12 protein-coding genes and 1 riboswitch are annotated in these 12,576 nt (G+C 75.7%); of the genes, 8 read left to right on the top strand and 4 right to left on the bottom strand.

Translation table 11 applies throughout. From position 1 onward, the window contains the following. Positions 1 to 139: 139 nt before the first annotated feature. The 4 genes from ACFWH7_RS03215 to ACFWH7_RS03230 all read left to right on the top strand — a co-directional run bounded on the left by ACFWH7_RS03215 (position 140) and on the right by ACFWH7_RS03230 (position 2,393). Positions 140 to 376, top strand: a complete 237-nt coding sequence (locus tag ACFWH7_RS03215; protein WP_378214986.1) for a hypothetical protein — start codon at positions 140 to 142, stop codon at positions 374 to 376. After that, positions 373 to 942: a hypothetical protein gene (locus ACFWH7_RS03220; RefSeq protein ID WP_378214987.1), complete on the top strand. Its 570-nt coding sequence runs from the start codon at positions 373 to 375 to the stop codon at positions 940 to 942. Before ACFWH7_RS03215 ends, ACFWH7_RS03220 begins: the two co-directional genes overlap by 4 nt. A gap of 84 nt (positions 943 to 1,026) precedes the next feature. Next, positions 1,027 to 1,986 (top strand): hypothetical protein, encoded by a 960-nt coding sequence (locus tag ACFWH7_RS03225; protein ID WP_378214988.1) that lies wholly within the window; start codon positions 1,027 to 1,029, stop codon positions 1,984 to 1,986. Then, on the top strand, positions 1,983 to 2,393 hold the full coding sequence (locus ACFWH7_RS03230) for a GntR family transcriptional regulator (protein ID WP_378214989.1): 411 nt from the start codon (positions 1,983 to 1,985) through the stop codon (positions 2,391 to 2,393). Before ACFWH7_RS03225 ends, ACFWH7_RS03230 begins: the two co-directional genes overlap by 4 nt. Here ACFWH7_RS03230 and ACFWH7_RS03235 read toward each other — a convergent pair. The 4 genes from ACFWH7_RS03235 to ACFWH7_RS03250 form a co-directional block, all read right to left on the bottom strand. Continuing rightward, positions 2,382 to 3,785: a hypothetical protein gene (locus tag ACFWH7_RS03235; protein WP_378214990.1), complete on the bottom strand. Its 1,404-nt coding sequence runs from the start codon at positions 3,783 to 3,785 to the stop codon at positions 2,382 to 2,384. The two genes, ACFWH7_RS03230 and ACFWH7_RS03235, sit on opposite strands and share 12 nt — an antisense overlap. A 54-nt stretch (positions 3,786 to 3,839) precedes the next feature. Beyond that, entirely contained in the window at positions 3,840 to 4,118 is a 279-nt protein-coding gene (locus tag ACFWH7_RS03240; RefSeq protein ID WP_053370717.1) for a DUF4235 domain-containing protein, read from the bottom strand. A 111-nt stretch (positions 4,119 to 4,229) separates the two neighbouring features. After that, the gene (locus tag ACFWH7_RS03245; RefSeq protein WP_378214991.1) at positions 4,230 to 6,764 is read right to left on the bottom strand and encodes an ABC transporter permease; all 2,535 of its coding nucleotides are present in this window, start codon (positions 6,762 to 6,764) and stop codon (positions 4,230 to 4,232) included. Continuing rightward, complete coding sequence (locus tag ACFWH7_RS03250) at positions 6,764 to 7,654, bottom strand: ABC transporter ATP-binding protein (RefSeq protein ID WP_378214992.1); 891 nt, start codon at positions 7,652 to 7,654, stop codon at positions 6,764 to 6,766. The genes ACFWH7_RS03245 and ACFWH7_RS03250 overlap by 1 nt, the downstream gene beginning before the upstream one ends. 177 nt (positions 7,655 to 7,831) lie before the next feature. Next, positions 7,832 to 7,936, top strand: a riboswitch (TPP riboswitch). An 82-nt stretch (positions 7,937 to 8,018) separates the two neighbouring features. On the opposite strand from ACFWH7_RS03250, the gene ACFWH7_RS03255 reads away from it, so the two are divergent. From ACFWH7_RS03255 to ACFWH7_RS03270, 4 genes are all read left to right on the top strand, one after another. Beyond that, positions 8,019 to 9,122: a thiamine ABC transporter substrate-binding protein gene (locus ACFWH7_RS03255; RefSeq protein ID WP_378214993.1), complete on the top strand. Its 1,104-nt coding sequence runs from the start codon at positions 8,019 to 8,021 to the stop codon at positions 9,120 to 9,122. 88 nt (positions 9,123 to 9,210) lie between these two features. Continuing rightward, entirely contained in the window at positions 9,211 to 10,926 is a 1,716-nt protein-coding gene (locus ACFWH7_RS03260) for an ABC transporter permease (RefSeq protein ID WP_378214994.1), read from the top strand. Next, a complete protein-coding gene (locus ACFWH7_RS03265; RefSeq protein ID WP_378214995.1) occupies positions 10,926 to 12,068 on the top strand; it encodes an ABC transporter ATP-binding protein in 1,143 nt (380 codons plus the stop codon). Before ACFWH7_RS03260 ends, ACFWH7_RS03265 begins: the two co-directional genes overlap by 1 nt. Positions 12,069 to 12,138: 70 nt before the next feature. Next, on the top strand, positions 12,139 to 12,462 hold the full coding sequence (locus tag ACFWH7_RS03270) for a DUF4235 domain-containing protein (protein WP_378214996.1): 324 nt from the start codon (positions 12,139 to 12,141) through the stop codon (positions 12,460 to 12,462). Positions 12,463 to 12,576: the final 114 nt, after the last annotated feature.

The raw sequence follows: 12,576 nt of genomic DNA on the forward strand, positions 1-12,576 counted from the left end.
CTCGCGCCGCGCGGGGTTGGGGGCGGCGGTCGACCTGGGGGGGCCGGGCCGGGGGGGGCCGGCTGTCGTGGGGGGGCCGGGGGGGCGGCCCGCGGGGGGGCGCGACCACGCGGCGTCGCACCGCGTGAGCAACGCGATGATGAGCACGTTCGTGGACCCGGACGTCCCCGAGGCCGGGACGGTCGTCGTCGAGGTGCCCGCGCGAGCGCTCGACGGGGACGTCGTGCTGCGCGTGCTCACGGAGCACGACGACGCGGACATCGATCGCCCGCAGGCGATCGCCGAGATCGACCTCGGCCGCCTCGCTGCGCCCGAGGCCGCGACCGTCGTCGAGGTCGTGCCGCCCGCGCTCGTCTCGGGCGGGTGGGACGCATGAGCGGCGGACCGAGCGTGGGATGGTGGCGCGCCAACCGCTGGTGGCTGGTCGTGCTCGTGGGCGCGCTCGCGGCGCTCGGGGCGCTCACCTGGCGTTCCGACACCGTGCAGGGGTGGTGGACCTCGGAACCACGCCAGGCTCCGGCGGCGGACGCCGAGGGCTGGGCGCAGGTCGGCGACGTCCGCGCGCGGCTCGCCGGGCTGGAGCGGGTCGACTGGCTCGACGACGGGTACGGCGACCGGATCGAGGCGCCCGAGGGCTACACGCTCTGGGCGGCGGACGTGTCGCTGCGATCGGACGCGCCCGACGCCCCGGCGAGCGCGGAGGAGACGTACTCGGCGTGCGAGGTCGTGCTGCTGGACACCGCCGGGCGTGAGTTCACCGCGGGAGCGTCGGCGCTCCCGGGCATGCCCTACCCCGAGGCCCCGGTCTGCACGGGCGCCGTCTCGACCCGCAGCACGCAGTACTTCCTCACGCCCCACGACGCCGAGCCGGCCGAGGTGCGCCTCGTCGAGCCGGACCTCCTCCCCGCCTACTGGGCGCTGCCCGCCCCCGACGCCGCCTGACCGCCCTCGCCCGGAGGAGGTGGTTGACACCCGGCGGTTCATTGAACATAGTTCATGTTCAATGAGCTCCGAGAGAGGTAGAGCATGAGCTGGGTGTCGTGGATGCTGGGGAACCCGCTGCCGTTCCCGGTCGCCCTCGCGGTCGACCTCGCGCTGCTGGCTGCGGTCGTCGTCGTGGTGCTGCTGTGGTGGGACGGGCGGCGCGCGGTCGTCCCGAGCACGGCAGGCCGGCGCGCGGTGCGGCACGCAGCCGTGACGAGCGCCGGCGCGGGGCTGCTCGTCACCGCCGGGATCCTGCTGCCGCCGCTGTACCTGTACCTCGGGCTCGTCCCGCTCGGCGCCCGGACGACGGCCGTGCTGCCGCTCGTCGCGCTCGTCGCCGCCCTGGCCGTCCACGCGGTGGGTGAGCTCACGTGGCCTCGCCCCCGGCACCGGCAGCGCGAGGCGCGCCTCGTCGTGCGCTCGACGGTCGACGTCGTCCCGACGCTCGCCCGGCGCCTCGCGTGGGCCTGGGCCGCGACCGTCGCGGTGACGAGCGTCGCCTTCGGACTCCTCTCCGACGGCCCGCGCTCGATCTCCCGCGTCGTGGGTCCGTACGAGGCGTACACGGTCGCGCCCTTCCCCGGGTGGCTGTGGACGGTGCCGGTCGTGGTCGCGGCGGTCGTCGCCGTCGCGGCCTCCGAGGTGGTGCTGCGCCTCGTCGTGTCGCGACCCGCGGTGGAGGACGTGGAGGAGGAGTGGGACATGTGGCTGCGCCGCAGGGTCGCTCGCCGCGTCGAGCGCGCCACCCAGCTCGTCCTGGGTCTGACGCTCGGCGGCCTCGTCGCGATGGGCGGTCTCTCGTTGCGCTGGCTCGGGCTGGGCAGTGGTGACGGCGTCCGGCCAGGCCCCGGGCTCAGCCCCGGCTACGTCCAGGTCGGGAACGTCCTGCTCCTCGTGGCGCTGGCGGTCGTGGTCGCGACGGTCGTGGCGCTGGTCTGGCCGGCGCGCGACCCCGCGCCGACGGCGGCGCCGACGCGCGAGGCCGAGGAGGTCGCCGCGTGAGCCTCGCGGTCCGCATCGACCTGGACTCCGCGGTCCCGCAGTACGAGCAGCTCCGCGCGCAGCTCGCGGCGCTCGTCGCGGCGGGCGACCTGGCGGACGGGCAGCGGCTGCCGACCGTGCGCGCGCTCGCGAACGACCTCGGCATCGCGCCCGGGACGGTCGCACGGGCCTACCGCGACCTGGAGGCGGCGGGACTCGTCACGACCCGGCGACGGGTCGGGACCCTGGTGACGGCGCCCGCCGCGACACTGTCGCGTGCGGCCGTCACCGAGGCCGCGGCGCACTTCGTCCGCCTCGCCCGGGACCACGCGCTGTCGGACACCGAGATCCGCGACGTCGTCGCCGCAGCGCTGCTCGCCGGGCGGAGGTCCGAGGACGAGCTGGACGCGGCCGTCTCAGTCGACTGACCCGGTGCCCGTCTTCGTGTCGACCCTCGCGTCGGCGGTGGTGCGGGCGCGCGCCACGCGCCGCGTGCGCAGCGCCGACGGCAGGCCGAGGCTCGCGAGCAGGGCGTCCGCGGCGGCGGCGAGCAGCACGGTGGTGAGCACCTGCACGACGACCGTCCCGACGATCTCGAGCGGGCCGACGAGCGCGCGCCAGGCGACGATCCCGGGCTGGCCGACGACGGCCTGGGCTGCCGTGTAGACGACCTGCTCGCCGAGCGTCAGGAGGGCGAACGCGACGCAGAAGAGCAGCACGGCGCTCCACCGGCTGCGCCACAGCATGCCGAGGGCGCCCACGAGGCCGCCGAACCGTCGGCCGGGGTCGAGCATGAGCTCCCAGGCCTTGCGTGCGCCGCTCTCGCCGAGCGTCCGGTTGAACCGGTCGACGACTCGCGTCGCACGGCCCGCGGGCTCGTCGCCGCCCTGCGTCGCGTGCGCCGGGTCGACGACGTCGATCGCCTCGACGCCGTAGACGATCGTGCCGAGGGTGAGCCAGGCGAGCGGCACGACGAGGCCGGTGACGACGCCCGCGAGGAGGAGGGACGTCGCCGGGCCCAGGGCGTCGACGAGCGGCTTGAGCACGTCGACGCGCGCGACGACGCCGTCCCACCAGGTCGTCGTCTCGACGACCACCACGCGCGACGTCCACCACTCGCGGACCCGGCCGACGACGGCGGTGACGGTGAACGCGCCCACGACGATCCACACGACCTCGCAGTAGCCCGCGGCGATGCGGACGGCGGCCGAGCGCGCGCTGCGCCGAGCGTCGCCGCCCGCGGTGGACACGCCCCGGTCGAGGCGCTTGGCGAGGCGTTCGAGGAGCGTCCGGGCGAGCAGCGCGCCCGCGACGACGAGCACGACGGTGAGCCCGAACCCCTCGGGGACCGGGCTGGCGGTCTGGATGCCTGCGCCCGCCGCGAAGGCGTGGTCGAGCGCGGCGGCGTCGATGTACGTCTGCCAGTCGGACGACAGGCCGCCGTAGAACTCGTAGATGACGAGGTAGGGGACGAGGACCGACGCGATCGAGCCGAGCAGCGCCCGGACCTCGAGGCGATCGCGCTCGGTGCGCGGCTCGCGGCGCAGCACGTGCAGCATGACGACGATCCCGACGACCGTCGCGAGCGGCGAGAAGCACAGCACGAGCAGGCCGAGCACGCCGGACGAGGGCGCGACGGCAAGCGCGGCCCGTAGCGCGAGCTCGTGGACGACCTCGGCGAGGACGGCGATCGCGACGAGCGCGGGCCAGTGCCGGGTCAGCAGGCGGCCCGCGTCGGCGAGGACGCGCGCGCCCGATCGCAGGACCGGGTCCTGGGGAGCCGTCGTCGCGCTCGCGGGGGTCGCCGGTGGGGCCGTCACGCGCGCCAGGCTACCGGTGCGTCGAGGACTCGGGCGCGGGTCTCAGCCCCGCGGCTACGAAGCGCGCGACGCGAGGCGGGAGACGAACCGCTTGGCCTCCTTGCCGGCGAACCGGCGCGCGAGGACGCCGACGCCCGCGGCGACCGCGGCGAACGTGACGGCCGAGACGATGCCGACCTCCTCGTCGTCGAGGTCCTTCGGGGCGTCGTGACCGGTGACCTTGGCCCAGACGAACGTGACGAGCTTCTGCGCGGCCCAGCCCGCCGCGAAGGTGAGGGCGACGGTCCCGACCTTCAGGGCCAGGGTCTGCTCGGTCTCGTTCGTGTCGGCCACGAGGGGTCCTCCGTCGGTCGGGGCGCCGGTCGGCGCGGGCGTGCTCCCACCGTAGTGCGAACCGTCGACCCCACGCCCGCCCGGCGCGCGTCGGGCGGGCGAGGGGATCGGTCACTCCTGGCTCACCGCGTCGAGCACGGGCAGCCGGGCAGCGCGGGCCGCGGGCCAGACCGCCGCGACGACCCCGACGACGGCGGCGAGCGCGAGCATCGCGCCGAGCTGCGCCCACGGCACGGCGAGGGTCGTGAAGCCCTCGTCCGCGAGGACCGACGGCAGCGCGGCGGCCAGGCCCGTCCCCACGACCAGCCCGACGGCCGTCCCGAACACGGCGACAAGCACGGACTCGATGACGATCGTCGCCGAGAGCTGCACCCGGCCGAGCCCGACGGCGCGCAGGAGCCCGATCTCGCGCGTCCGCTCCACGACGGACAGCGCGAGCGTGTTGACGATCCCCAGGACCGCGACGAGGACGGACAGGCCGAGCAGGGCGTAGACGATCGCGAGGATCGACTCGACCTGGGACGCGACCTCCCCGGCGAACTCGTCGGCGTCGAGCACGCTCGCCACGACGTACGGCGCGACGGCGTCCGTCACCCCGTCGCGGACGGCCGCGAGGTCGGCACCGGGCTCGGCGTCGAGGAACAGCATCTCGGGGGTCGTCGCGCCCACCGCGGAGGCGACGTCCGGCGGCAGGAGCATGTCGACGGAGAACGCGTGGGAGTCGATCACCGCCCCGATGCGGACGTCCTGCGCCGGGAGGTCGGGCCGGGTGGGGTCGGCGATCTGCACGACGTCGCCGAGGGCCCAGCCGTGCTCGTCGAGCGCGTCCTCCATGACGGCGGCCTCGCCGCGAGCGTACGCGTCGAGGTCGCCCTCGACCGCCGTCGTGCGGACCGACCGACCGAAGCCCTCGGCGGGGAAGCCCACGACGAGCTGCGGCTCGTCGTCGACGACGACCTGCCCGTACGTCGTGAGGTCGGCGGACGCGACGCCGGGCACGGCGCGGACGTCGGCCGCGACCCCCTCGGGCAGGTACGGGGTCGCGGACCGGACCACGAGGTCGGCGGCCGTCTCCTCGTCGACGATCCCGGTCACGGACTCTCGGGCCGAGAGCGCGAGGACCGACGTCGTCGACACGAGCGCCATGCCGACGACGAGCGCCCCGGCCGTCGCGGCCGTGCGCCGCGGCTGGCGCGTGACGTTGCCGCGCGCGAGCCCGCCGAGCGGCCGGACCAGCGCGACGAACGGCGCGGCGAGGACGCCCAGCACGGGGCCGACCGCGAGCGGGGCGAGCAGCAGCACGCCCGCGATCACCCCGACCGCGCCGAGGCCGAGGAGCGCCGCCCCGCCGCTCCCGACCGCCGCGGCCGCGACGACGAGGGCCACGCCCGCGAGCAGGGCGAGCGCGCCCGCGACCACCCGGGCGACGCCCGCGCCCGCGGGCCGCAGGACGTCCTGGCGCATCGCCTCGACGGGCCGCACGAGCGCCGCGTGGCGCGCGGGCAGGGCCGCCGCGACCACGGACACCACGACCCCGACGACGAGGGGGACCACGATCCCGGCGGTCGTCACGGGCAGCGAACCGGCGAGCTCCATGCCGACCGCGCCCAGCCCGGCCCGCGCGAGCTCGGCGAGCCCGAACCCGGCCGCGACGCCCAGCACCGCGCCGACGACCCCCACGACCGCGGCCTGTCCCAGGACCGAGGCGAACACCTGGGCCGGTGACACGCCGACGGCGCGCAGGAGCGCGAGCTCGCGCGTGCGGCGGCGCACGTGCATCGCGAACGTGTTGGTGATGATGAACGTGCCGACGAACAGCGCGAGCGCGGCGAACACGAGCAGGAACGTCGAGACGAAGCCGAGCTGGTCGGCGATGGCGGTGCTCGTCTCGTCGCGCAGGTCGGCCCCCGTCACGGCCTCCGCACCGTCGGGGAGCGACGTCGCGACGGCGTCGCGCAGCGCCTCGGGCGAGACGCCGTCGGCCGCGTACAGGGCGACCGACGGCACCAGGCCGTCCGGCGCGTACGTCGCGGAGGCCGTCCCGGCGTCGAGCAAGACGATCGTCGCGCCCGCCATCGGCGCGGACAGCGAGAGCTCGCCGACCACGCGCACGGTCCGCACCTCGTCGCCGAGCACGACGTCGGTCGTGTCGCCCACCGCGAGCCCGGACGCCTCGAGCGTCGCGGACTCGAGCGCGACCTCGTCGCCGTCCTGCGGCGCGCGGCCGTCCACGACGCGCGGCCCGGGGTCGCGCGGGTCGTAGCCGACCGCCATGCTCGGCGCCTGCGTGCTGAGCACCGCGGTGCCGTCGGCGCCCACGAGGACGGCGGGGCCGCTCACCTCGGCGAGCGCGAGGTCGACGTCGTCGCGCGCGTCGAGCGTGCCGGCCAGGCCCGCCGGGACGAGGCTGCGGGCCCCGCCGAGCTGCGCGGACGAGGACTCGAGCGCGGACCCGGCGGCGGCCGCGCCGCGCACGTACGCGTCGGCCTGGATCGACGACGCGACGATGCCGTCGAACGTCGACGCGAGCATCGCGCGCAGCGCGAACGTGCCGGTGACGAACGCGACGCCGATCGTCACCGCGAGCACGGACAGCACGAGCTGCGCGCCGTGCGCGCGCACGCCGCGCAGGGCGATCCGGCCCATCATCGGACGGCCGCCGGTTCGTGCGCCGGGTCGGTGGCGTGCGCGCCCGCGGGTGCCGCCGGCGTGAGGGCCCCGAGCGTGTCGAGGACGGCCTGCGGCGTCGGGTCGCGCAGCTCGGTCACGAGGCGGCCGTCCGCGAGGAACAGGACGCGGTGCGCGTACGACGCCGCCGTCGGGTCGTGCGTGACCATGGCGACGGACTGGCCGAGGTCGTCCACCGAGGAGCGCAGGAAGCCGAGCACCTCCGCGGCGGCGCGCGAGTCGAGGTTGCCCGTCGGCTCGTCCGCGAACACGACCGCCGGGCGGGACACGAGCGCCCGCGCGCACGCGACGCGCTGCTGCTGCCCGCCCGAGAGCTCCGCCGGGCGGTGCCCGAGGCGCGGGCGCAGCCCCACGGCGTCGACCACGCGGTCGAACCACTCGCGGTCCACGGGCCGGCGCGCGACGGCGAGCGGGAGCACGATGTTCTCCTCCGCCGTGAGCGTCGGGACCAGGTTGAACGACTGGAACACGAACCCGATGCGCGTGCGGCGCAGCCGCGTCAGGCGCCGCTCGCTCATCGCGGAGACCGTCTCGCCGTCGACGACGACGGTCCCCGCCGTGGGGGAGTCCAGGCCCGCGAGGCAGTGCATGAGGGTCGACTTGCCCGACCCGGACGGGCCCATGATCGCGGTCAGACGCCCCCGCTCGAGGTCGACGTCCACGCCGTCCAGCGCGCGGACCGTCGCCTCGCCACGCCCGTAGGTCTTGACGAGGCCGCGCGCGGTGGCGATCACGGGACGCTCCGGCGTGGTTCCGGAAGCTCCTGCGGCCCCCGTGGCGTTCTCGGCGTCCTCTGCGGACGCGGCGACGGTCGTCGTCGCGCCCGTCGTCCCAGGTCTGCTGCTCATCGGTCCTTCCCCTCCTGCGGTCGTCGGCCGGGGCTCCCGGTCCGGTCGTCACGACCCTCCCGCGGGGGCGTACCCCCGGGCATCGGGGACCGGCCCGGACCCTTCCCTGGTCGCCGCTGGGCCGCTCTCAGGGTTCTCTCAGGGGGATTCCCGAGGGGCGGCCCGGTGTAGGCTCGACGTGAACGACAGGGGAGCTCCTGGAGGAGCTGAGAGTGCGGACCACCGCAGACCCTCGAACCTGATCCGGTTAGCACCGGTGGAGGAAGTCGGGAATCTCGATCACCTGCTCGTGCGGTCGTCCGCGCTCGTCGCAGCGTCGGTCGCGCGGGTCGGTGGACCCCTCCTGAACGTCCTGGGAGGACACATGCAGCGCACGACCGCCCGCACCCGTCGGGCCCGGTCCCTCGTCACCGGCGCGGGGACGACCCTCGCCCTCCTCGCGCTCGCCGCGTGCAGCGGCGGCGACGACGCGACGTCAGGCTCGGGCGGCGACGACGCGTCGTCGGGCACCGGTGGCACCGTCACCCTCGTGACGCACGACTCCTTCGCCGTGAGCGACGAGGTCCTCGCGGCGTTCGAGGAGGAGAGCGGGCTGACCGTCGAGCAGGTCGCGCCCGGCGACGGCGGCGCGCTCGTCAACCAGCTGATCCTCACGAAGGACTCGCCGCTGGGCGACGTCGTGTTCGGGATCGACAACACGTTCGCGTCCCGCGCGATCGACGAGGGCGTGCTCGCGCCCTACGTGCCGGAGGGCCTCTCCGACTCGGCGGCGGCGTACGCCGTCGGCGACGGCGACGAGCTCACCCCGGTCGACCTCGGCGACGTGTGCGTGAATGTCGACCACACGTGGTTCGCCGACGCGGGGATCCCCGAGCCCGTCTCGCTCGAGGACCTCGCGAAGCCGGAGTACCGGGACCTCCTCGTCGTGACCAACCCGGCGACGTCGTCGCCCGGTCTCGCGTTCCTCCTCGCGACCGTCGGGGCGTTCGGCGAGGACGGCTGGGAGGACTACTGGGCCGACCTGCGCGCCAACGGCGTGAAGGTCGTCGACGGGTGGTCGGACGCGTACTACGTCGACTTCTCCGGCTCCGAGGGCGCCGGGCCGCGCCCGCTCGTGCTGTCGTACTCGACGTCGCCCGCGTTCACGCTCACCGAGGACGGCTCCGCGTCCACGACCGGGGCTCTGCTCGACACGTGCTTCCGCCAGGTCGAGTACGCGGGCGTGCTCGCGAACGCGAAGAACCCCGAGGGCGCGCAGCAGCTCGTCGACTTCCTCGTGAGCGAGGCGTTCCAGGCCGACGTGCCTGGGCAGATGTACATGTACCCCGCCGACGACTCCGTCGCCCTCCCCGACGGCTGGGCCGAGTTCGCGCCGCTCGCCGACGAGCCCTTCGAGGTCGCGCCCGCCGACATCTCGGCGCACCGCGACGAGTGGATCAAGGCATGGACGGCGACGGTCGTCGACTGACGCCCGGCGCACGAGCGACCAGGGTTCTCCTTCGCGCGGGAGAACCCTGGTCACGCGAGGTGGAACCGTGGTTCGCCGAGGGAGAACCGTGGTGAGGGCTCGGGCGCGCCGGCGGGGAGGACTCGGGCGCGGGGTCCTGTGGGGTCTGGCGGCGGCGGTGCCGCTCGCGTTCCTCGGGCTGTTCTTCGCGTGGCCGGTGGTCACGCTCGTGGCGCGCGGGTTCGTCGGGGACGACGGCGGCCTGGACCTGTCCGGGTTCGCGGAGGTGTTCTCCCAGCCGCGGACGTGGCGCATCCTCGGGCTGACGCTGTGGCAGGCCGTGCTCGGCACGGCGTTCTCCGTGCTCCTCGGCGTGCCGGGCGCGTACGTGCTGTACCGGTGCCGGTTCCCCGGGCGGCGAGTCGTGCGCGCGCTCGTCACCGTGCCGTTCGTGCTGCCGACCGTCGTCGTCGGCGTCGCGTTCCGGTCGCTGCTCGTGCAGGGCGGCCCGCTCGGGTTCCTGCGGCTCGACGAGACGTTCGCGGCGATCGTCGTCGCGCTCGTGTTCTTCAACTACTCCGTCGTGGTGCGCACGGTCGGCGGGCTGTGGGAGCACCTCGACCCGCGCGCCGAGCAGGCGGCGCGGGCGCTCGGCGCGACGCCGTGGCGGGCGTTCCGCACCGTGACCCTCCCGGCGCTGACGCCCGCCATCGCGAGCGCCGCGTCGATCGTCTTCCTCTTCTGCGCGACGGCGTTCGGCGTCGTGCTCGTGCTCGGCGGCATCCGCTACGGGACCATCGAGACGGAGATCTGGATCCAGACCACGCAGTTCCTCGACCTACGCACGGCCGCCGTGCTGTCGGTGGTGCAGCTCGTCGTCGTCGCGGCGGCGCTCACGGTCGCGAACCGCACGCGGGCGCGGCGCGAGCGGGCCCTCAACCTGTCGTCCTCGGCGTCGTCCGCGCACCCGCTGCGGCTCTGGCGGGACGGCCACCCGACGGGCGACCTGGTGCCCGCGGCGCTCACCGCGGCGGTGGTCGTGGTGCTCGTCGGGCTTCCGCTGGGCACGCTCGTGGTGCGCTCGTTCCGCGTGCCGGGCGGGGGCTGGGGGATCGAGAACTACGCGAACCTCGGCACCACGGGCGGGCGCAACGCGCTGTCCGTCACCGTGTGGGAGGCGGCGGGCAACTCGCTGCGCACCGCCGCGCTCGCGACCGTGCTCGCTGTCGTGATCGGCGGCCTCGTGGCGCTCGTCGTGTCGCGGCGCCCCCGGTCGCGCGGCGGGCGGCGGGCGATCTCGGTCCTCGACTCGGTGTTCATGCTGCCGCTCGGAGTGTCCGCCGTGACGGTTGGCTTCGGGTTCCTCCTCACGCTCGACCGGCCGCTCGGGCTCGACGTCGACCTGCGCACGTCCGGGTTGCTCGTGCCGATCGCGCAGGCGGTCGTCGCGATCCCGCTCGTCGTGCGCACGGTCCTGCCCACGCTGCGCGCGATCGACCCGCGCCTGCGAGAGGCCGCCGCGACCCTCGGGGCCGCGCCCGGACGCGTGTTCCGCACGGTCGACGGCCCGATCGCCGCGCGCTCGCTCGGCCTCGCGGTCGGGTTCGCGTTCGCGGTCTCGCTCGGGGAGTTCGGCGCGACGTCGTTCCTCGCCCGCCCGGACAGCGCGACCCTGCCGGTGGTGATCTTCCGGCTCATCGGGCGCCCGGGGGCCGAGAACTACGGCATGGCGCTCGCGGCGAGCGTCGTGCTCGCGCTGCTCACCGCGACCGTGATGCTGCTCGCCGAGCGGTTGCGCGGCGACCGACCCGGAGGAGAGTTCTGATGGTGCAGACCGACCCCGCCCCGGCACGCGCGGGCGCGCCGGAGCCGCCGCGCCCCGAGGCCGCGCCCGGCCCAGTGTCCGACGCGTTGCCCGGGGAGGGTGCCGGGCTCGCGGTGCGCGACGTCGTCGTGCGCTACGGCGGGGGTACGCGCACGGACCCCGGCACGACGGCGGTCGCGGGCGTCACGCTCGACGTCGCGCCCGGCGAGGTGCTCGCCCTGCTCGGACCGAGCGGGTGCGGCAAGTCGAGCCTGCTGCGCGCCGTCGCGGGACTCGAGCCCGTCGCGGAGGGAGCGGTCCGCTGGGACGGGCGCGACCTCGCGGGCGTCCCCGTGCACCGGCGCGGGTTCGGTCTGATGTTCCAGGAGGGCCAGCTCTTCCCGCACCGCGACGTCGCCGGGAACGTCGCGTACGGCATCGCGGGCCTGTCCCGCGCGGAGCGCGACGCGCGCGTGACCGAGCTGCTCGCCGTCGTCGGGCTCGCCGGGTACGAGCGCCGCGCCGTCGCGACGCTCAGCGGGGGAGAGCGCCAGCGGGTCGCGCTCGCGCGTTCGCTCGCGCCGCGGCCCCGGCTGCTCCTGCTCGACGAGCCGCTGTCCGCGCTCGACCGCGGGCTGCGCGAGCGCCTCGCGCTCGACCTGCGCGAGGCGCTGCGGGCCACCGGGACGACGGCCGTCTTCGTCACGCACGACCACGACGAGGCGTTCACCGTCGCCGACCGCGTGGCCGTCATGGACGCCGGCCGGCTCCTCCAGGTCGCACCGCCGGAGGACCTGTGGCGTGCCCCGGCGTCACGCCGCGTCGCGGAGTTCCTCGGCTACCAGGCGTTCGTCCCGCGTGGTGCCGAGAGCCTGCTCGCGATCGGCCCGCGCGGGCTGCGCCTCGCTCCCGCGTCCGGGGACGCCTCGGCGGACGGCGCGTGGGGCGCGACGGTCGTCGGCAGCGTGTTCCGCCGCGGTGCGGTCGAGGTGACGGTGGACGTCGAGCTCCCCGGGACCGACGGCGGCGCACCCGCCCGGCTCGTCGCGCTCGCGGGCGCCAGGTCCGGCGCCGCGGTGGGCGACGACGTGGCCGTGCCCGGGCCGGGCGACCGGGTGCGGGTGGTGGTCGACCCGGCAGGATGCGCCGTCGTCCCGGTCTGACGCCACCCTCGCGGACGGCGCTCGCGTCCGTGCACGGGCGAGAGAGCCGGAGCCGACCTAGCGTCGAGGGATGAGCGACGACGTGACGGCGGGGACGCATCCCCCGGAGAAGTCCGGCGGCAAGGCCGCGAAGATCCTCTACCGCCCTGTGGGGCTCGCCAGCTCGATCGTGGGCGGGCTCGTCGCCGGGCAGGTGTTCAAGCAGGTGTACAAGCGCGTCACCCCGGGCCACCGGAAGGACGCGCCGAAGCCGCTCGAGTCGGAGTACGGCCTGCGCGAGATCCTCGTCGCGGCGCTGATCCAGGGCGCGATCTTCGCCGCGGTGAAGGCCCTCATCGACCGCGGTGGCGCCCGGGCGTTCGAGAAGTGGACGGGGGAGTGGCCCGGGGACTGACCTCACCTCACCCCTCCGGCGCACGGCGCCTTCTGTTTGGCTTTTCTGTGCGTTTTGTAGCGCGGCCCCGTGCGGCGGGCGGCGGCGGCTGGGCGTCTCTCCGGCCCCGCGCGC

The sequence above is a fragment of the Cellulosimicrobium cellulans genome (assembly GCF_042723955.1).
GTDB classification, from domain to species: domain Bacteria; phylum Actinomycetota; class Actinomycetes; order Actinomycetales; family Cellulomonadaceae; genus Cellulosimicrobium; species Cellulosimicrobium cellulans_H.